This is a genomic window from Microbacterium candidum, assembly GCF_030315975.1.
GTDB classification, from domain to species: domain Bacteria; phylum Actinomycetota; class Actinomycetes; order Actinomycetales; family Microbacteriaceae; genus Microbacterium; species Microbacterium candidum.
On the sequence record NZ_JASXSZ010000002.1, the window covers coordinates 107,261 to 126,581 of the forward strand.

Sequence of the window (19,321 nt, forward strand, 5' to 3'; positions counted from 1 at the left end):
CGCGTCAGCCGAGTCGGGAGGCGGCGCGCCGCAGCTGCTTCAGCGCCTCCGGCAGGGCGTCCAGGTGCGCGGATGCATCCTCCAGGGCGAGGGCCTCGATGCGCTCGAACGGCCCCACGTTCTCGCCGGCACGGGACGCGAGCACGCCTTGGCGTGCGACGTGCTCGGCGAAGAGCACCGCGTCGCGGTGGTCGCCGAGTGCATCGTGGAGCAGGTCGCCTGCGTGCGCGAGATCGTCGACGACGTCGACGGAGAGGCCGGCATCGACCGAGACCTCGTCGACATACGGCGCGATCGCCTCGGCGACGTAGCGGAGGCGGCGGCCGGACTTGCGCAGCGCATGGAAGGCGGATGTCGTGCCGTCGAGGTGGCGGGCGGCCTTCCGGGCGCGCCTCGCCTGCTTCTCCAGGACACCGATCAGGATCTCGCCCGCGAGCGCATCGGGCCGGACGATCCCCGGGTCCTCGAGGAACGCAGCCAGCAGCTCTCCGCGTGCCCGCGCTCGCGGTTCGCGTCCGAGCTCTGCCAGGCGCTCGTGCGCGGTTCGGTAGGCGCTGCGCTCGTCCCCGACGAGGCGCCGGACGACCTCGGGGTCATCCACCTCCGCTCGCTCCAGCAGGTCCTCGGCAAGACCGATCCTCACCTCGATATCGCGGACGACGCCGAGCTCGCGGCCCCACTCTCCGAACACGACGCGGAGGTGCTTCGCCCCCCGAGTGTCGACCTCGGCTGCGAAGCCCGCCAGGACGGCGCGCAGCCGACGCACGGAGACCCGGTGCTCGTGCACGCCGTCCGGTTCGTCCGTCAGCGCGGCCTTCTCCGTCGCGAGCACGTCGGCGCCCGCGTGCTCCAGGAGGGAAGGCAGGATCCCCCCGATGGATGCCTCCGTCACATGACGACCCTACGCGCGCTCCTGCCTCGCCACGGCAGCGCCAGCAGAACGCCGACGGCGAGGAGCACCGCACCGAACCCGGCCGCCGCCCACGGCGTGGCATCGGGGATCCCGAGGTAGGTCGTGATGCCGAGGATCCGCGAGAGTCCCCACGGCAGGAGCCCCATCTCGTCGTTCCAGGCGGTGAGCGCGGTCTCGAGCCCGATCGCGCCGATGACGACCGCGGGGATGAAGAGGCCGGCGCCGACGGCGGCGAGGACGGCCCCGGTCGCGCGGCGCGCGCCGATCTGCGCGACGAGCGCCCAGCCGCCGGCGACGAACACCCAGACGAAGAGGGCGAACGCAACCGTGATGTAGATGGTGCGGAGCACAGGGTCCGTCCAGAACGCGAACCAGTAGCCGCCCGGTCCCGTGAACGACAGGGCGAAGAGCGTCACGATGCACCGGAGGATCACGACTCCTCCGACGGCGGCGATGACCGGCCACGGCGAGCGGTGCCACACGAACAGCCGCAGCACGACGGCGAAGATCGCCCACGCGCCGATGATGAGGGCGAGGTGCGTCCAGGACAGGAACGATGTCTGCACGGCACGCGTCGCGACGAGAAGGGCCACCGGCACGGTCAGCAGCAGCCATCGGTCGAGTTCCAGCATTCCGAGGGTCGACTCGCGTGCCCGCCACGGTCTCGTCGAGGCGATCCACGAGGCACGCGTCGCCGCGGCGCCGGGCCTCGCGACCAGACGAGTGCGGGATGCCAGGATCCCGATGACGACCCACGCGACGGCGAGCACGAGGAGCCCACGGGCGATCCACGCCATCGCTTCGTCGCGGTCGGCGCGCTGGACCCCCAGCTGCGCGGCCGTCAGATTGAGCGCAGGGTGGTCGACATCGCCGTCGTACTTGGTGAGATGAGCCGACGCGAGCTGCTCGAATCGGGCGCGATCCGTCTCCCACGCGGAGTAGGCGGCCGGTGACATGGTGTCGTGCCACTGCCCCTGGTGCAGGATCATCGCGCGGTACGAGTCCAGCAGCTTCAGGGTGTCGAGCTCGTAGTCGAGGGTCGAGACGAACGCCGTGCGCATCTCGGGCGAGCGCCACGTGGACGCGGGCGTCGCCGTCACGAGCGCGCGCATCTGCTCGACGTCGGCGATCGCCGTGCGCCCGTCCGCGATCGCGGGCTCGACGCCGCTCGCGCCACCCGTGCCGCTGTCGCGCACGATCGAGTAGAGGACGTCCAGCACCGCGGAATCGCCGGTGAGGATGTCCCACTCGAAGATCCACATCATGGGCGGCGGCTCGAGGCCGATGGCGGCGACGTGCTGCTTCGCGAACGGCGCGATGTACATGCCGTGCTCGATGGCGTCGCGCGACCGGGTCATCGCCTGGGTGATCGCATCCACCGTCTTCGGGTCGTCGGAGAACCACTCCCGCGCCCACGCCTCGGTGACGGCTGCGACATCCGTGTCCGGATCGCGGGCGAGGGATGCGGTGAGCTGCGAGTTCAGCTCGTACAGCTGCCAGAACCCCGCCTTCAGATACAGCGTCATGGGGCCCGCGCGCCACGGTCCGCCGTCCTGCGTCCACGTCCAGACGCCCTCGATCTTCGGATTCGCGGCCAGCAGCTGCTTCATCGCCCACTGGTACTGCGTGCCGAGGTCGTTCGGGAAGGCGCCGTAGTTCTCGAACTCCCGTCGGCTCTGGAACTCGATGATCCGGCGCTGCGAGCCGTGCTCGAGCGTCGTGTTCAGCGGCAGCCACGAGTAGAAGTCGCCGAGCGTGTACTTCGTCGACACGATGAGCGCGGGCGAGTCGATGCCGTTCAGCACCGCGGCGTAGGACGCCGGATTCGTGTGCATGTCGCCGACTGCGCCGACGCCGACCGACCACGTGCGGAAGATCACCTCGCGATGGGATGCCTCGGCCTGCGCCGTGAACGCCGTCAGCATCGCGCGCACGGACTTCACCGTGGTCACGTCGAGCGCCGAGTAGTAGTCCCATCCGGGCACGTCGTACACGGTGCCGGCTTCGCCGATGCGGATGAGCACGCCGTCGAGATCGGGAGTCGCGCGGTAGAGCTCCTGGAGACCTGCGGTGTAGACGTCCCACAGCTTGGGGTTCTCGGTGTCGAGCGGGCCGAATCGGTTCGTCAGGAAGCTCTCGAGCGGGCCGGTGAGCGCGGGCATGTCGGTGCGGAGATAGACCTTGACGCCGAGCTCGTGTGCGCGCGCCCAGAACGGCGCGAACGCCTCGCGCATCGCGATGGCGCGGGAGCGGTGCTCGTCCCCGGGCGCGTACACGGGGCCGTTCGGGACGTCGTCGAAGGTCATGAACTCCGCGAAGCCGGGGAACGCGATCGCGTTGTAGCCGTTCGCGAGGGAGTGCCGCAGGAACGTGTCGAAGTCGGCATACGCGGCCGCGAGCGCGGTCTTGTCGATGTACGGAGCGCGCGGGAGGAACACGTCCGCGAACGCCTTCGACGCGTGCGAGTAATCGGTGCCGGACGCCCATTCGGCGGGGTCCGCCTTCACGCCGACCGCCCCGAGGTCGGTCATCCGCAGCGGGAGCCGCGACGCCGCGTGCGCGCCGATCAGACCCGTGATCGGCCCCGCGGCCCGCACCTGGGCGGCGAGGTCGTAGATCGCACGGACCGCGCCCGCCTCGGAGCCGGCGTGGACGCGCAGCGCCGAGGCATCCCCCTCGAGCACATAGGCGTCGTCCGTTCCCGCGGGTGCCGCGTCGACGGAGACCGTCGCCGCGCCCTCTCTTTTCGGCGCGTCGGCCACCGCGGTGTGCAGCTCGTCGGCCGCCACCCCGATCCGGACGGTGCTCGGCGCGTCGAGAGTGATCTCCGGCGGGGCGACGGGCGCCGCCGCGTGCGCCGCGACCGGGGCCGCGGGCTGCATCTGGGCCGACTTCTCGGCGCTGATGCCGAGCGCATCGCCGACTCCGAGGGCTACCCCGGCGCCGAGCGCCAGCAGCACGATCATGGTGACGGCAGCGACGATTCCTCGTCGTCGTGCCGTCGTCATCCCCTGATCCTAAATGTGCTCACACAGGCGTCAGTGCCGGATGCATAACGATCAGAGCATCAATGTCATCGCGGGCAGATCCACCGGGGCATCAGTTCTGGGGACTGAAGAACGCGACGCCGAGGTCGGGATGGTCGACGAACACGGCATCCACTCCGAGCGACCGGATGACGCCCCACTCGCTGCGGTAGTCGCCGAGGGCCGCGGCAGCGCCGGGCAGCCGGAAGCGGCGCTCGAGGAACCGGTTCTCCGGCCGGCACGTCCACGTGAACACCTGGAGCCCCCGCGCGTGCGCATCGGCCACGACCGACGGATGCGGCCGCAGCAGCACCGCCTTGTCGACGCTGATCCCGTCCACGCGTCCGACGAGCGCGTCGATCCCCGCCGCGGTCATGACCTCGGCGTAGGGCGTCGAGGGGTCGTCGACGGGAGCGCCGGATGCCTCCAGCAGATACACGTAGGAAGCGGGGATGCCGCGCGCCCGCACCCGATCGAGGACGGATGCCTCGAACGACTCGATCCACAGCGGCCCGTCGAACCCGGAGGATCGCAACTCGTCGGCGACGAGTTCGGCGATATCCCAGCCGATGGAGGCGAAGAACGTCGCGTGCTTGATCTCCACCACGACACCGCGCCCCGCCCCGGCGGCGAGGTCGAGCACGTCACGCAGGCGCAGGATCGGCTCTTCGCCGTCGTGCGCGGCGCTCGCCGGACGCAGTTCGGGCAGGCGCTCCCGCGCCCGCAGGGTTGCGAGCTCGGCCCAGTCCAAGTCCTCGGCGAACCATCCCGTCACACGTTCCCCGTCGATGGTCTTCGTCGTCCGGCGGTCGGCGAACTCGGGGCGATCGGCGACGTCGGTGGTGCCGGAGATCTCGTTCTCGTGCCGCACGACGAGCACGCCGTCGCGGGACACGACGACGTCGGGCTCCACGGCATCCACCCCCATCGCGAACGCGAGCGCGTACGCGGCGCGCGTGTGCTCGGGGAGGTATCCGGGCGCTCCGCGATGGCCGATCACCATGGTCACCACGTAAGGCTATGTGTTTCCGATATCTCTCTCAGCGATATCCCGGTACAGCGGTGCATCCACGGGATATCGTGGAGTGACAGCAGATGCTGCCCGACACCAGGAGTGTGAAGAGGATGCCCACGGCGAACCCCGCCTTCAACAACCCGGCCTTCCAGGACCCGCGCACGACCCTCAACGGTCAGCCGGTCGGCCAGACCGCCTACACACCGCCTGCAGCCCCGGTGGATGCCGCGACGCAGGCGCAGCTCGAGGGCGCGTACGCCGCGCCGTCGGCCGGCTCCATCGATACGGGCCGCATGACGGTCGAGGACACGGTCTGGAAGACCGTCGGCCTCTTCGCCGTCCTCGTCGTCACCGCAGCCGTCGGCTGGGTCTGGTCGATGGCCCCCGTCACCGCGACCAACCCGCAGCCCACCGCCCTGCCGTGGATCATCGGAGCGCTCGGCGGCTTCGGGCTCGCGATGGCGATCACCTTCTCGAAGAAGGTGCGCCCGGCGATGATCTTCGGGTACGCGGCGCTCGAGGGCCTGTTCGTCGGCTCGATCTCGGCGTTCTTCGAGTACCTCTACCCCGGCATCGTCATGCAGGCGACCCTGGCGACCCTCTCGGTCGTCGGCGTCACGCTGGCCCTCTTCGCGAGCGGCAAGGTCCGCGCGTCGAAGCGCGCGACGAAGATCTGGATGATCGCGATGATCGGCTACCTGGTCTTCTCGCTCATCAACGTGATCCTCTCCTGGACCGGCGTCTTCGGCCCGGGCGTGGCGTTCGGCATGCTGTCGCACGCGAAGATCCTCGGCATCCCGCTCGGCGTGCTCATCGGCGTCGTCGTCGTCATCATGGCGGCCTACTCGCTGGTGCTCGACTTCGACATGATCCAGCAGGGTGTCCGCAACGGCGCCCCGCGCCAGTACGGCTGGCTCGGCGGCTTCGGCATCATGGTCACCGTCGTCTGGCTGTACGTCGAGATCCTCCGCATCCTCGCGATCGCCAGGAACTAGCACTTCCGCACGCAGTGAAGGCCGCCCGAGACATCGGGCGGCCTTCGCCGTTTCAGGGGAATCTCATATGAGATGACCCTCATGGGACGTTCATCGGGCGTTCCGAACCGCGAGCGCGCATCGTCTCCTGCGCTCCCTAACGTGCCCGTCGGGGCGATTCACCCAGCGTGGATCCGCACCCGACTGGTCACGAATTGGGAGGGACACATGGACGAGACACGTCAGCGCACCGGTGAAGAGCCGCGGCGCAAGCGGCGCCTGACCCGGCGGGGGCTGTTCATCAGCGTCGCCGCGGGCTGCGCGATCGCGGTCGTCGGAGGCGGCATCGCCACCGCATCCACCATCGGCTTCGGCACCAACCTGGTGGGGACGCAGTACAACGAGGGCCTGCAGGTCTCGGCCGATCAGATCATCAAGCCGGTCGGCGATCGGCTCGTGAGCAAGAACGGCAAGCTGATGGGCTCGACCGTCAGCCCCGACGGGCGATTCCTCGCGGCGACGAGCGCCGACAAGTCGATCGCCCTGCAGATCTTCGACCTGCAGTCTTACAGGCTGATCTGGACCGTCGGCACCGCATCCGGTGCGAACCAGAAGCTCTCCGACGGCACCGTCGGCCAGGAGGGTCCGACCTTCTCGCCGGACGGCAAATTCCTCTGGCTGCCGGAGGCGACCGGCCTCACCCGCTTCCCCGTGAACCCGGACGGCACGCTCGGCGCGGGCGTCAAGGTGACGATCCCGACCGTCGGCGGCAAGCAGGCGCTCACGGGCAAGACGGCCTACTCCCCCGACGGCGCGACGCTGTACGCGGCGGTCAACGGCCAGAACACCGTGGTGGCCATCGACCCCGTCGCAGGCACGATCACGCACACGTGGAACGTCGGGATCGCCCCCCGCAGCCTGCAGTTCGTCGGCAACCGCCTCTACGTGAGCAACGAGGGCGGGCGCCTGCCCAACGCCGGTGAGACGACGATGAACTCGTACGGCACCCAGGTGCCGGCCGACGGCACGCTCGGCACCACGACGACCGGCACCGTCAGCGTCATCGACACGACCGACGCGGCGGCCGCCGTCTCCTCCATCGACGTCGGACTCCACCCGACCGCCATGCACCTCGAGGGCACGACGCTGTACGTCGCGAACACCAACAGCGACACGGTGTCGGTGATCGACACGGCTTCCAACGACGTCGTGCAGACGATCAGCACGCAGCCGTGGACGAAGTCGACCGTCGGTTACGAGCCGACCGGCATCACCGTCGCCGACGGGCACCTGCTCGTCACGCTCGGCCGCGCGAACGCGGTCGCGGCGTACGCCGTCGACAAGGACCCTCGCTCCCCCGCGAGCCTCATCGGGCTCCTCCCGACGGACTACTACCCCCAGGCGATCGCGAACGTGAACGGCAGCATCGTCGTCACGAACATGCGCGGCATCGACGCGCGCGGACCGGAACTGACGTTCAACAAGGGGCCGGGCACCGTCTCGGCCACCGGTCACGGCACGCACTCCACCACCGGCTCGCTCACGCGCTTCTCACTGCCGAGCGACAAGGACATCGCGAAGTACACCGCGACGGTGTTCGCCCAGAACGGGTGGACCGACAACTCGGTGGAGCAGGCGAACGGCCAGAAGGCCGCCGCGGTGCCGGTGCCGGCCCGCATCGGCGACCCGTCGACGATCAAGCACGTGTTCCTGCTCGTCAAGGAGAACCGCACGTACGACCAGGTCTACGGTGACATGCCGCAGGGCAACGGCGACGCGTCCCTCGCGCAGTTCGGCGCGAAGGTGACCCCCAACCAGCACGCGCTCGCCGCGCAGTTCGGCCTGTACGACAACACGTACGACATCGGCACGAACTCGGCGGAGGGCCACAACTGGCTCATGCAGGGCGACAACCCCGCGTACACCGAGTCGAGCGCCGGCGAGTACACCCGCTCGTACGACACCGAGGACGACGTGCTCGGCCACCAGCGCTCCGGATTCCTCTGGACCGCCGTCCAGCAGGCCGGCGGCACGGCGCGAAACTTCGGCGAGTTCACGCAGTTCGAGACGAAGCCGTCGACGGCGTCGTGGCAGAACTACTACTGCACGACGAAGAGCGTCATGGCCGGGGGTGACCCCGCTCAGCTGACGGATCCGACGATCAAGCAGGACACCGAGTCGCCGATCCCGTCGCTCAACGCGATCACGAACCACGACTACCCGAAGTTCGACACCGCGATCCCGGACATCTACCGGTACGCGACGTGGAAGCAGGACTTCGAGAAGAACGGCCCGTCGTCGCTGAACATGATGTGGCTCTCGAGCGACCACACCGGTGGCACCGCCGACCCGGAGGCCCAGGTCGCCGACAACGACCTCGCCGTCGGCAAGATCGTCGACGAGATCTCGCACTCGAAGTACTGGGACAGCTCGGCGATCTTCGTGCTCGAGGACGACAGCCAGGACGGCGCCGACCACGTCGACGGCCACCGCTCGCCGGTGCAGGTCATCAGCCCGTGGGCGCAGCACGGCAAGACGGTGTCGACGTATTACTCGCAGATCTCGGCGGTCCGCACGATCGAGCAGATCCTCGGCGCGCAGCCGCTCAACGAGAAGGTCGCGGCGGCGACGCCCATGTTCGACGCGTTCTCCAAGAAGGCCGACAACACGCCCTACACCGCGGTCTCGAACCAGGTCCCGCTCACTGAGGGCGTCGTGACGGCACCCTCGTGCGGTCTGGACACGCTCGGTCAGACGGGAGCCGCAGCGGCGAAGGTGAACGCGGATGCGGCGGCCGCCGCATCCGTGCCCGCCAATGAGAAGGAGGTCGCCGCCAAGTGGGAGAAGTGGGCGCAGGGGCAGTCCCTCACCGGAAACGGCGCGATCCCCGACGAGGCGAACCCCGCACTCATGAACCGCTGGACCTGGTACCAGACCCACAACTGGACCACGCCCTACCCGGGCGACGGCAAGATCCTCCAGCCGCAGCAGGTCACGCCGTCCGCGGGCGGCCCGACCGACGCGGACGGCTGATCCGCCGGCCGCCGATGCGCTGATGCTGGTGCACTGACGCGCGAATCGGATGCGGATGCCCGGGGCCACGAGCCCCGGGCATCCGTGCATCTTCTTCCGAATATGGGTGGTTCGCCCCATGTGCCGGGCGGCGGTTCGGACTGGAATCGAAGGTGCGGCAGGAAGGCCGCTCCGACGAAAGGAACCCGACATGCCTCTCTTCATGGACGTGCACTCGCTCGACGGCCCCGTCACCGCGGCAGACGTCGCCGCCGCCCACGCCGCCGACCTCGCGCACCAGGATGCCTACGACGTCCACTACCTGCGCTACTGGGTCGACGAGGGCGGCGGCAAGATCTTCTGCCTCGTCGACGCGCCCGACTCCGAGGCGGCGATCACGGTGCATCGCGAGGCCCACGGACTCGTCGCGGACGAGATCCATCTCGTGAGCGAAGGCGCCTGAGTACGTCGCCGAACCTGTTCCGATGGCCCTGATCGGGCGTTCAACAGTCCGATAGGGGGCTAGGACGTCGAAGAGTCGTCCGCCGCCTGCCGCGCGGCCTGTGCGGCGCGCCATGCCTCCTCGGCGCGTTGCAGGCGGTCGAACAACGCCGCGCGCTCGGCGTCTCCGATGTCCGACAGGTCCAGCCGGAAGACATCCTCCGCGATCGCGAACCACTCCTCGGCGGACGTGACGACCCGTGTCGAGCGCCCGCCCGCGTCGTCGCGGGTCAGCTCGTCGTTGAGGATGAAGTCCGTACCGAGCGCATCGCGGCGGAAGAGCTCGCAGGTCTGGACGAACCCGGACTGCGGCGAGGTCGAGAGTTCGGCGTGATACCCGATGAAGTCCTCCCAGACGGCCGGTGCAAGCGTGAAGTCCATGCTGTGGAAGGTCGTCTGCACCGGATCCGTCAGGAACCGCCACGCGTCCGGCCCGACCTCCGGCAGCGCCTGCAGCCGGTAGGTGAACGGCCCCTGGACGTAGACGCCCTCCCGCAGCGGGATCGGCTCGTAGTGCGAGTTGGCCAGGCCGACGTCGATGGACCACCGCTCACCGTCGATCACGACGGTGAGCGCCATGTGGGTGCCGTACTGGTCGGGGGACGCCTTCGCGCGCTCGGCGCTGCCGTTGATCTGTCCGCGGTGGAGCGTGACGTCGTACCCGAGGGCGGTCAGCAGCGAGGCGAAGGCGTTGTTCAGGTTGAAGCAGTAGCCGCCTCGGCCCGCGAGGATGCGGTCGATGGATTCCTCCGGGCCGATGCCCTGAGGACGTCCGAGCTGGATGTCGATGTTCTCGAAGGCGATGCGCTCGACGTGCGCCCGGTGCAGTCGGCGCAGGGTGTCGAGTGTCGGCGGCCCGAGGGACTCCGGGGCATCGACGTCGAGCTTCGTCAGATAGGGCGCGACCCACGCGGGGCGGCTGGACGTCTCCGAGATCATGGCCTCGAAAGTCTAGGGCCTCCGAAGATCGGCGACCCGCACGCTCTAGCACTGCGCCGCGCGCGCGACGATGATGATCGCATGCTCGTCGAGCGCGAACGGCTCCTGGGGGACCTCGTCGCTGAGACAGACGACGCCGCGCGCATTGGCCGCGGCAGGCTCGTCTTCCTCGGCGGCGAGGCCGGCGTCGGGAAGACCGCGCTCGTCCGGGCCCTCGCGGACGCGGTCCGCGACCGCATGCCCGTCCGCGTCGGGCGTGCCGACAACGTCACGACGGCGGGCGCCCTCGCGCCGTTCAGCGAAGCGCTGCCGACGATCGACACGGCGGAGGGGGACCGCATCCGTCTGTTCCGTCGCATCCGGGATGCGCTGCAGGAGACGCCGAGCCTCCTGATCCTCGAGGACCTGCACTGGGCGGACGAGGCGACGCTCGACGCGCTGCGGTATCTCGGCCGACGGCTCGACGGGGTTCCCGCGCTCATCGTCGCCACCTATCGGGACGACGAGGTGGGGGCGCGGCATCCGCTCACCCGGCTGCTGGGCGATCTGGCGGCGGTCCCGGAGACGACCCGGATGCAGGTGCCGCCCCTCTCGATCGACGGGGTGGCCGCCCTGGCCGCGCATACGGACGTCGACCCCGTGCTGCTGCACGCACGCACCCGCGGAAACGCGTTCTTCGTGACCGAGGTGCTCGCCAGCGACAGCGAGTCGCTGCCGGCGACCGTGAGCGACGCGATCCTCGCGCGGGTCTCGGCTCTGGACGTGGCGGGTCAGGATGCGGCCGCGGCCGCCGCGGTGGTCGGGGCGGTGCTCGGCGCGCCTGCGGATCCAGCGCTCCTCGCCACGGTGGCCGGGCGGGATGTTGCCGCCGTCGACCAGTGTGCGGACGCCGGAGTGCTCGTCGCGGAGCGCGATGGCTTCGGGTTCCGGCACATCCTCGCCCGCGAGGCCGTCGAAGGAAGCCTCTCGGCCTCGCAGCGCAGGGAGCTGCACCGCCGCGCGCTCAGCGCCCTCGCGGAGCGCACACCCGACGACCACCGCACCCTCGCCCACCACGCCGCGGGCTGCGGAGACGATGCGGCAGCCGCGTGGCATGCAGCGCGGGCCGCCGAGCAGGCGGCCCGCCTCGGCGCCCACCGCGAGTCGGCCGAGCACGATCGCATGGCCTTGCGCCACGAGCTCGATCCCACTGCCCGCGCGGCGGTCTCCGTCGCCCTGTCATACGAGTGCTACCTGACCGACCAGCTGCCCGAGGCGATCGCGGCGCGCCAGCGCGCCCTCGAGCTGCACGAGGTCGCCGGGGACGCATCGAGCGTCGGCGACGACGAGCGATGGCTGTCTCGCCTGTCCTGGTTCCTCGGGCGGGGTGCGGATGCGGAGCGGTACGCGGCACGCGCGATCGCGACACTCGAGCCGCTCGCGCGCGACTCCCGGCTGGCCATGGCGTACAGCAACCTCGCCCAGCTGCGGATGCTCGCCAAGGACTCACCGGAGGCCGAGCGCTGGGGCGAGCAGGCGCTGCGGCTCGCACGGGAGCTCGGCGACGTCGAGATCGAGGTGCACGCCCTCAACAACCTCGGCACAGCGGCGATGGGCGCGGGCCGGGTGCCCGAGGGCGAGGCGCTCCTCACCCGGAGTCTCGACCTCGCGCTGTCCGCCGACATGCACGAACACGTCGCCCGCGCGTACACGAACCTCGGATGGCTCACGATGGAGCAGCACCGCTGCGCGGTGGCGCTCGCCCGGCTGGATGCCGGGATCGCATACTGCAACGAGCGCGACCTCGACTCGTGGGCGCGGTATATGCGATCCGGGCGCTGCCAGGTGCTCGCCGACATCGGTCGGTTCGACGATGCGCTCGCCGACGCGGCTGCCGTGCTCGACCACCCCGACACCGCGCCGATCTCGGCGATCCCGGCGGCGGCAGCGGCGGCGAGCATCCGGTCCCGGCGCGGTGAGGACCCTCGCGCGCAGCTCGAGAGCGCCGCCGCGCTCGCGGCGACGACGCGCGAGCTGCAGCGGGTGGGGCCGGTGGCGTGTGCCCTGGCGGAGGACGCGTGGCTGCGCGGGGACCTGGATGTCGTAGCCTCCGCCACCGACGTGGCGCTCGAGCTCGCCCTCGCACACGACGATCCGTGGATGACAGGAGAGCTCGCGTGGTGGCGGATGCTCGCCGGCATCCCCGCACCCGACGCTCCGATGGCGGAGCCGTTCGCGCTCATGATCGCGGGCTCGTCGGATGCCGCGGCGTCCGCGTGGGACGGACTGGGGAGCGCCGTGTGGGCCGCGTATGCGCGCGCGTTCTCCTCCGATGCGGCGACGGCCGCGGAGGCTGTCCGCACCTTCGACGCGCTGGGCGCATCCGCTGTGGTCACGGCGGTCCTCCGCACCCGCCACGAGCGCGGACTGCCGCTCCCCCGCCGCCCGCATGCGGCGACCCGCGCGCACCCGGGCCTGCTCACCGATCGCGAGCTCGACGTGCTCCGTCTGCTCGGCGAGGGCCTGTCCACGGCGCAGATCGCCGACCAGCTGGTCGTGTCGCCGCGCACCGTCGAGCATCATGTCTCCGCTGTGCTGCGCAAGCTCGGCGAGCCGACGCGCGCCCGGGCGGTCGCCGCCGCCCGGGCGCCGGGCGGCGCGCTCGCCGCATCCTGAGCTCAGACGTTCCGCAGGGAGCTCACCGCGTTTCGACTCGGTCGTTCCTCCCTCGCTCAACGACCCGCACGAGAGACGCATCCCTCGTGGTCGTTGAGCGAGCGAAGCGAGACGAAACGCAGCAACCCCCCGGTCGTCGAGCGAGCGAAGCGAGACGAAACGCAGAGGCTCACGAGAGGGAGCTCACCGCGTTTCGACTCGGTCGTCCCTCCCTCGCTCAACGACCGGCGCGACACACGTTCCGCCGTGAGCGGAACGGACAGACGGATGTCGCATCCCCGGCCTATCGTGACGACATGGCCGAGATCATCCCGTTCCCCGTCCGCGAGTCTGCGCCGGTACGCACGGCACCGGCCCGCACCGCCCCCGCGCCGGCGACACCGCATCCCTCTCCGACTCTGCCCGCGGTGGAGCCGCTGTGGCGGGTGGCCGTCGGCGATGTGCTGCGCACTGCCCGGCATGACCGCGGCGAACGCCTCGCCGACACCGCCCGGCGATCGGGCGTGTCGCCGCAGTACCTGTCGGAGATGGAACGCGGTCTCAAGGACCCGTCGAGCGAGATGATCGCCGCGGTCGCCGGAGCGCTCGAGCTGACCCTCGGAGATCTCACCCGCTCGGTGACCGAGCGGGTCTCCCCGCCGGCCGCGATGCTCCGAGCGGTGTGACTCACGCCCTCTCGAGCACGCGGTCGACGAGTCCGTAGGCCACGGCGTCCGTCGCCGTGAACACGCGGTCCCGGTCGGTGTCGGCACGCAGGCGCGCCGCATCCTGACCCGTGTGCCTGGCCAGCAGCTCCTCGACCTCCGCACGCACCCGTACGAGTTCGTCGGCCTGGAGGATGAGATCCGGGATCGCCCCGCGCCCCTGGCCCGCCGGCTGATGCAGGACCACCCGGGCGTGCGGCAGCACGGCGCGCTTCCCGGCCGCGCCGGCGGCGAGCATGACAGCCCCGACGCCGACGGCCTGTCCGATGCACGTGGTCGCGACATCCGGGCGCACGTGCTGCATCGTGTCGTACACGGCGAGCATCGCCGCCTCGTCGCCGCCCTCGCAGTTGATGTAGAGCTGGATGTCACGGTCAGGGCTGTCCGCATCGAGATGCAGCAGCTGCGCGATGAGCGCGTTCGCGACGCCTGCGTCGATCGCGGTGCCGAGATAGACGACCCGCTCGGAGAGCAGGTGCGAGTACACGTCCATGATGCGGTCGCCGCGCGGATCGCGGGCGATGACGTTGGGGATCGAGTAGGTGCTCATGCCGCCACTCCCAGCCCGGCCGGGCGCTTGCGCTGCGGCGAGACCTCGCCGAAGTCGGACACGATCGCATCGATGAACCCGTAGTCGAGGGCCTCGGATGCCGTGTACCAGCGGTCGTGCAGCGAGTCCTCGAAGATGCGCTCGATCGGCTGGCCGGTGTCCTCGGAGACGAGTCGCAGCACGGTGTCGCGCGTGTAGCGCAGGTCGTCGGCCTGCACCTCGACATCGACGACGGTGCCGCCGATCCCCGCCGAACCCTGGTGCATCAGGATCCGCGCGTGCGGCAGCGCTCGCCGTTTGCCCGGAGTGCCGGCGGAGAGGAGGAACTGCCCGGCGCTGCACGCGAGTCCGAGCGCGAGCGTCGCGACGTCGTTGGGGATGAGGCGCATGATGTCGCGGATCGCGAGCATCGATGGGACGGATCCGCCCGGCGAGTGGATCCAGAGGGCGATGTCGGATGCCGTATCCTCTGCCGCGAGGCCGAGCATCTGCGTCGCGAGGAGGGTGCCGTTGTCGTCATCCAGCACCCCGTCCAGGACGAGCACGCGCTGCTGGTACAGCTCGCGCCGCGCCTCCCCGCCGAACACGGGGATCTTCATTTCTTCTGCCATGGACCCACTGTCGCCCGGCCCGCGGCGGTGCGGGTCGGGTTCGTCCGCGCGCGGATCCGCCCGGCGAGGATCCGCTTCAGGCAGATCGACAGAGACCCAGATCGGGGCAGCCGTTCAAGCATGTCCCAGAACGTGCGAGCTGAGGCCGCCGCATCCCACACGTTCCGAGACGCCCCGCAGGCGGCAGCGTCAATCCAGTCGGCCCCCGCGGAGCATGTCCCACAAGAAGTGAGCTGAGGCCGCTACATCCCGCACCTTCTGGGACACGGCCGAGACGAGGATGCGGCGAATGGGTCGACGACCCCGAGTAGCCTGACCCTCATGGCAGGGCGAGCCGAGACGTTCCTCGACATCGACGGCCGCGAGGTGCGCGTGTCGCACCCCGACAAGGTCGTCTTCCCGCACGCGGGGCCGGATGGCGCCGGCATCACGAAGCTCGACATCGTCGAGTACTACGTCGCCGTCGCCGAAGGGGCGCTGCGCGGCGCCGGCGGACGGCCGATGGTGCTCAAGCGCTTCGTCAAGGGCATCGACGCGGAGCCGTTCTTCCAGAAGCGCGTCGGCGACCACCCCGACTTCATCGGCACCGCAGTGCTGAACTACGCCTCCGGCCGCTCGGCCGAGGAGGCGGTGGTGACGGATGCCGCGGGCCTCGCCTGGGTCGCGAACCTCGGATGCCTCGACCTCAACCCGCACGCCGTCAGGGCCGACGACCTCGAGCATCCGGACGAGCTGCGCGTCGACCTCGACCCGATGCCGGGCGTCGATTGGTCGCAGATCGTCGACACGGCCTTCGTCGCGCGCGAGGTGCTCGACGACCACGGCCTCGTCGGCTGGCCGAAGACGAGCGGATCGCGCGGGATGCACATCCTCGTCCGCATCCGCCCCGAGTGGGACTTCAAGGCGGTGCGCCTCGCGGCCGAGACGCTCGCGCGCGAGGTCGAGAACCGCGCACCCGGGCTCGCCACCGCCCGCTGGTGGAAGGAGGAGCGCGGCGAGAGCGTGTTCGTCGACTTCAACCAGAACGCGAAGGACCGGACCGTCGCATCCGCGTACTCGATCCGACCGCTCCAGGATGCGCGCGTGTCCACGCCTCTCGCGTGGGACGAGGTGCGGATGCGGCGGCCGGAGGAATTCACCCTCACGACCGTCCGGGAACGGTTCGCGGAGATCGGCGACCCGCACGCCGGGATCGATCGGGATGCCGGTTCCCTCGATGCGCTTCTGGCCCTGGCGAAGGAGCTCGGCCCCGCGGAGAAGCCGCCGCGTGCCGGCGACGGCTCGGGACGACGCGTCTCGACGATGCCGCTCATCGAGGTCGCTCGCACGAAGACGAAGCCCGAGGCGCTCGACGCGCTCGAGACGTGGAAGGCGTCGCACGCGGCGACCGCCGAGCTGCTGCAGCCCGCCGATGTGCTCGTCGACGGCATGCGCGGCTCGAGTTCGCTCTGGTACCGCGTGCGCATCAACCTGCAGCACGTTCCCGAGGACGAGCGACCCGCGCAGGAGGAGCTGATCGCCGACTACGACCCGTGGGCCGGCCGCACGTGGCCCGGCCGGGAGGACGGCGACTAGCGAGGCACCGCGCCCGGGTCCGCCCCGCCGACAGTCACGAGCCCGCTCTCGAACGCGAACACCACGGCCTGGACCCGGTCGCGGAGGCTCAGCTTCGCGAGCGCGCGGGAGAGGTACGTCTTGACCGTGGTCTCCCCGAGATAGAGGTGCGCCGCGATCTCCGCGTTGGAGCACCCCGCCGCGACTTCGCGCAGTACGTCGCGTTCCCGGTCGGTGAGGGATGCGGCGAGCGCCGCGAGCCGAGCGTCCGGCCGCGGTGCGCGCGCGAACGACTCGATCACCCGCACTGTGACGGCGGGGTCGAGCAGGGCGTTGCCGTCGGCCACACCGCGCACGGCCGCCAGCAGCTGCTCGGGCGGGGCGACCTTGAGGAGGAACCCGCTGACCCCGACGCGCAGCGCCCGCGCGAGGGTCTCGTCGTCGTCGAACGTCGTCAGCAGCACGACCTTCGTCTCGGTGTCGGCGACGATCGCCTGTGCGGCGGCGATGCCGTCCTGGCGCGGCATCCGGATGTCGAGCAGCACGATGTCCGGCCGAGTACGACGGACCATCGCGACGGCGTCGATGCCGTCCGCCGCCTCGCCGACGACCTCGAGGTCGGGCTGGTGCTCGAGCAGCATCCGCAGCCCCGCGCGGATCATCGCCTCGTCGTCGGCCAGGCCGATCCGGATCACCCGTTCGGTCATGCGCCGCCTCCGCTCGGCAGGACAGCCAGGACGCGCCAGCCACCGTCCGGCGTCGGGCCCGCCTCGAAGGCGCCGCCGACCAGCGACACCCGCTCGCGCATCCCGACGAGGCCGTGACCCGCGGCACTCGGATCCAGCCCCGACGCCGCGCGAGCCGGACCGTTGCGCACCTCGACCTCGACCCCGGAGGGCGACCAGCCGATCCGGACCTCGGCCGTCGCGCCGGGCGCGTGCCGCAGCACGTTCGTCAGTGACTCCTGCAGGACGCGGTAGGCCGACACGTCGACGGTGCGTGCCAGCGGCACCGGCTCGCCCTCCGAGCGCATGACGACGTCGAGGCCGGCCGCCCGCACCTCGTCGAGGAGCTCCTCGGCTCTGTCGAGCGACGGCGGACGCGATGTGGCGCCGTCATCGGCCGTACGGCGGAGGATGCCGACGGCACTGCGCAGTTCTGCGACCGACTCGCGGCCGAGCCGCTCGATCCCGAGCAGCATGTCGAGCTGCGGCGCATCCGCGGGCAGCGTCGACCGCACGGCTCCGACTTGCAGAGTCATGACGCTCACGGAGTGCGCGACGGAATCGTGGAGGTCGCGGGCGATCCGCTGGCGCTCCTCGGCGAGGACAGCCTGCTCGCGCGCCTCGCGCTCCGCATCCAGCGCCGCTGCGAGGCGTTCGGCGCGCACTGCCCGATTCCGCGCGCTCCTGGCCACGACACCCACCGCCCACGACGCCCACGCGAGCGACGAGAAGAACAGGTTCTCCCACACCGCGGCGCCGAGGTCCGGCGGAACGATCGTCGCTGCGTTCGGCCCCACCGCTGTCGCAGCTCGCGCGGCCGCCTCCACCGCTGCCCCGATCGCCACTCCGAGCGTCGCCATCACCTGCGCGGCCAGCGGCGCGATCCACGAGCGGCGCACATCCCGGCGGTAGCCGGCCCACCCGGGCAGCAGGAAGTACGCGAGGACGCCGACGCCCGTCGGGCCGTCCAGCCCGAGAGCCGTCGCGACCGGGAACAGCGCCGCCACGATCGTGCTGCCGGTGATCGGCGCGACCGCGGCGACGAGGGTTCCGACCACCACGAGAGCGAGGACGAGCATCGGGGCGCCCGGAGCCGATCGGAATCCCGGATCGAGCACGATCTCGAGTCCGCCGATGACGAGGAAGCCGGCTGCGGCGATGACCGGCGGCATCCATTCGCTGCGTTTCACGTCCCCTCCTCCCGCGCGCGATGGACTCCACGGTAGGGGATGCCTCCCGGCGGCCATGTCATCCGAAGGGATGACACGTGCGGCGCCGCTGTCGCCCACCGGGTCGGCCGGTCGGGCCGCAGGGAGGGTTCGGACGAGGGCGCTCGATTCCTACCGTTGTCCCGTCGCCATCCGAGGCGACTCACCGACCCGACTCGAAGGAGCTCGCATGTCCACCGAATCCGCCCAGCTCGAAAGCGCCCCGGCCCCGTCGTCGACGGCTCTGCGTCCGACCGCCCGCGCTCTCGCCGTCGCCGGCGGCGTCGCCCTGCTCGCCGGCCCTGCGCTCTTCTTCGCCGGCCTCGCCACCTCCCCCGTCCAGCTCGGGGAGGACAAGGCGAGCTACATCGACTCGCTCATGCGCGACCCCATGCTGACGCAGATCTCGGCGCTGCTGCTGCACTACGGCAACCTGCTGATGGGCCTCGGCGTGCTGGCGCTGCCGTGGCTCGTGCGGGACCGGCGCGGCGCGATCCCGGCGGTCATCGGCGCGTTCCTCGCCTCGCTCGCCCTGCTGGGCAACTCCGGTGCTCTGTTCGCGGACTGGATGCATCTCGAGCTCGGCCGAGCGCTCGGCGCCGCGGATGCCGCTCCGGTCAGCGCGGCGGTCTTCGCGCACCCGATGATGCAGCTGTCGTTCGGCATGGCGCCGCTCATCGCCGTCGGGCTCGTCCTCTCGGCGATCGGCCTCGTCCGGGCCGGCGTCGTCGGCTGGTGGACGATCCCCGCCGTCATCGTCGGCCAGCTCGGGCTGCTGTTCCTGCCGTACTCGATGCCGATCCTCCCGGCGCTCGGCACGCTGCCGATGCTCGCCGTGCTCGTCGTCGGCGGTCTGCGCGTGCTCGGACGGGTGCGCATCGCGCGCGGCTGACGTGTGCAAGTCCCGGCCCGGCGACGCAGGTCGCCGGGCCTT

The 19,321-nt window shown here is 70.8% G+C and carries 15 protein-coding genes; 7 read left to right on the forward strand and 8 right to left on the reverse strand.

Annotation, left to right across the window (positions count from 1 at the left end):
* Positions 1 to 4 precede the first annotated feature (4 nt).
* From QSV35_RS06885 to QSV35_RS06895, 3 genes are all read right to left on the reverse strand, one after another.
* Positions 5 to 892, reverse strand: a complete 888-nt coding sequence (locus tag QSV35_RS06885) for a CHAD domain-containing protein (protein WP_286287926.1) — start codon at positions 890 to 892, stop codon at positions 5 to 7.
* Positions 889 to 3,921 carry a hypothetical protein gene (locus QSV35_RS06890; protein WP_286287927.1) on the reverse strand — a complete coding sequence of 1,011 codons (3,033 nt, stop codon included), beginning with the start codon at positions 3,919 to 3,921 and terminating at the stop codon, positions 889 to 891. The genes QSV35_RS06885 and QSV35_RS06890 overlap by 4 nt, the downstream gene beginning before the upstream one ends.
* Before the next feature lie 91 nt (positions 3,922 to 4,012).
* On the reverse strand, positions 4,013 to 4,942 hold the full coding sequence (locus tag QSV35_RS06895) for a glycerophosphodiester phosphodiesterase family protein (RefSeq protein WP_286288454.1): 930 nt from the start codon (positions 4,940 to 4,942) through the stop codon (positions 4,013 to 4,015).
* A gap of 122 nt (positions 4,943 to 5,064) precedes the next feature.
* Between QSV35_RS06895 and QSV35_RS06900 the strand changes: the two genes are divergently transcribed.
* The 3 genes from QSV35_RS06900 (at position 5,065) to QSV35_RS06910 (ending at position 9,403) form a co-directional block, all read left to right on the forward strand.
* The gene (locus QSV35_RS06900) at positions 5,065 to 5,949 is read left to right on the forward strand and encodes a Bax inhibitor-1/YccA family protein (protein WP_286287928.1); all 885 of its coding nucleotides are present in this window, start codon (positions 5,065 to 5,067) and stop codon (positions 5,947 to 5,949) included.
* Between the two features lie 207 nt (positions 5,950 to 6,156).
* Positions 6,157 to 8,961 (forward strand): alkaline phosphatase family protein, encoded by a 2,805-nt coding sequence (locus tag QSV35_RS06905; protein WP_286287929.1) that lies wholly within the window; start codon positions 6,157 to 6,159, stop codon positions 8,959 to 8,961.
* Positions 8,962 to 9,151: 190 nt separating this feature from the next.
* The gene (locus QSV35_RS06910) at positions 9,152 to 9,403 is read left to right on the forward strand and encodes a DUF4242 domain-containing protein (RefSeq protein WP_286287930.1); all 252 of its coding nucleotides are present in this window, start codon (positions 9,152 to 9,154) and stop codon (positions 9,401 to 9,403) included.
* 59 nt (positions 9,404 to 9,462) lie between these two features.
* Here the strand turns inward: QSV35_RS06910 and QSV35_RS06915 are convergent, their stop codons facing one another.
* Positions 9,463 to 10,380, reverse strand: coding sequence for an arylamine N-acetyltransferase family protein (locus QSV35_RS06915; protein ID WP_286287931.1), 918 nt, complete (start codon positions 10,378 to 10,380; stop codon positions 9,463 to 9,465).
* 81 nt (positions 10,381 to 10,461) lie between these two features.
* On the opposite strand from QSV35_RS06915, the gene QSV35_RS06920 reads away from it, so the two are divergent.
* A complete protein-coding gene (locus tag QSV35_RS06920; protein WP_286287932.1) occupies positions 10,462 to 13,035 on the forward strand; it encodes an ATP-binding protein in 2,574 nt (857 codons plus the stop codon).
* Between the two features lie 296 nt (positions 13,036 to 13,331).
* A complete protein-coding gene (locus QSV35_RS06925; protein ID WP_419956821.1) occupies positions 13,332 to 13,700 on the forward strand; it encodes a helix-turn-helix domain-containing protein in 369 nt (122 codons plus the stop codon).
* A gap of 1 nt (position 13,701) precedes the next feature.
* Here the strand turns inward: QSV35_RS06925 and QSV35_RS06930 are convergent, their stop codons facing one another.
* Both QSV35_RS06930 and QSV35_RS06935 read right to left on the reverse strand, forming a co-directional pair.
* Positions 13,702 to 14,289 carry a ClpP family protease gene (locus tag QSV35_RS06930; protein WP_286287933.1) on the reverse strand — a complete coding sequence of 196 codons (588 nt, stop codon included), beginning with the start codon at positions 14,287 to 14,289 and terminating at the stop codon, positions 13,702 to 13,704.
* Entirely contained in the window at positions 14,286 to 14,900 is a 615-nt protein-coding gene (locus tag QSV35_RS06935; RefSeq protein ID WP_286287934.1) for a ClpP family protease, read from the reverse strand. The genes QSV35_RS06930 and QSV35_RS06935 overlap by 4 nt, the downstream gene beginning before the upstream one ends.
* Before the next feature lie 321 nt (positions 14,901 to 15,221).
* Between QSV35_RS06935 and QSV35_RS06940 the strand changes: the two genes are divergently transcribed.
* Positions 15,222 to 16,475 carry a DNA polymerase domain-containing protein gene (locus tag QSV35_RS06940; RefSeq protein ID WP_286287935.1) on the forward strand — a complete coding sequence of 418 codons (1,254 nt, stop codon included), beginning with the start codon at positions 15,222 to 15,224 and terminating at the stop codon, positions 16,473 to 16,475.
* Here QSV35_RS06940 and QSV35_RS06945 read toward each other — a convergent pair.
* On the reverse strand, positions 16,472 to 17,161 hold the full coding sequence (locus QSV35_RS06945) for a response regulator (protein WP_286287936.1): 690 nt from the start codon (positions 17,159 to 17,161) through the stop codon (positions 16,472 to 16,474). The genes QSV35_RS06940 and QSV35_RS06945 overlap by 4 nt on opposite strands.
* Positions 17,158 to 18,369 carry a sensor histidine kinase gene (locus QSV35_RS06950; protein WP_286287937.1) on the reverse strand — a complete coding sequence of 404 codons (1,212 nt, stop codon included), beginning with the start codon at positions 18,367 to 18,369 and terminating at the stop codon, positions 17,158 to 17,160. The genes QSV35_RS06945 and QSV35_RS06950 overlap by 4 nt, the downstream gene beginning before the upstream one ends.
* A 208-nt stretch (positions 18,370 to 18,577) precedes the next feature.
* On the opposite strand from QSV35_RS06950, the gene QSV35_RS06955 reads away from it, so the two are divergent.
* Entirely contained in the window at positions 18,578 to 19,279 is a 702-nt protein-coding gene (locus tag QSV35_RS06955) for a hypothetical protein (RefSeq protein WP_286287938.1), read from the forward strand.
* The last annotated feature ends 42 nt before the right edge of the window (positions 19,280 to 19,321 follow it).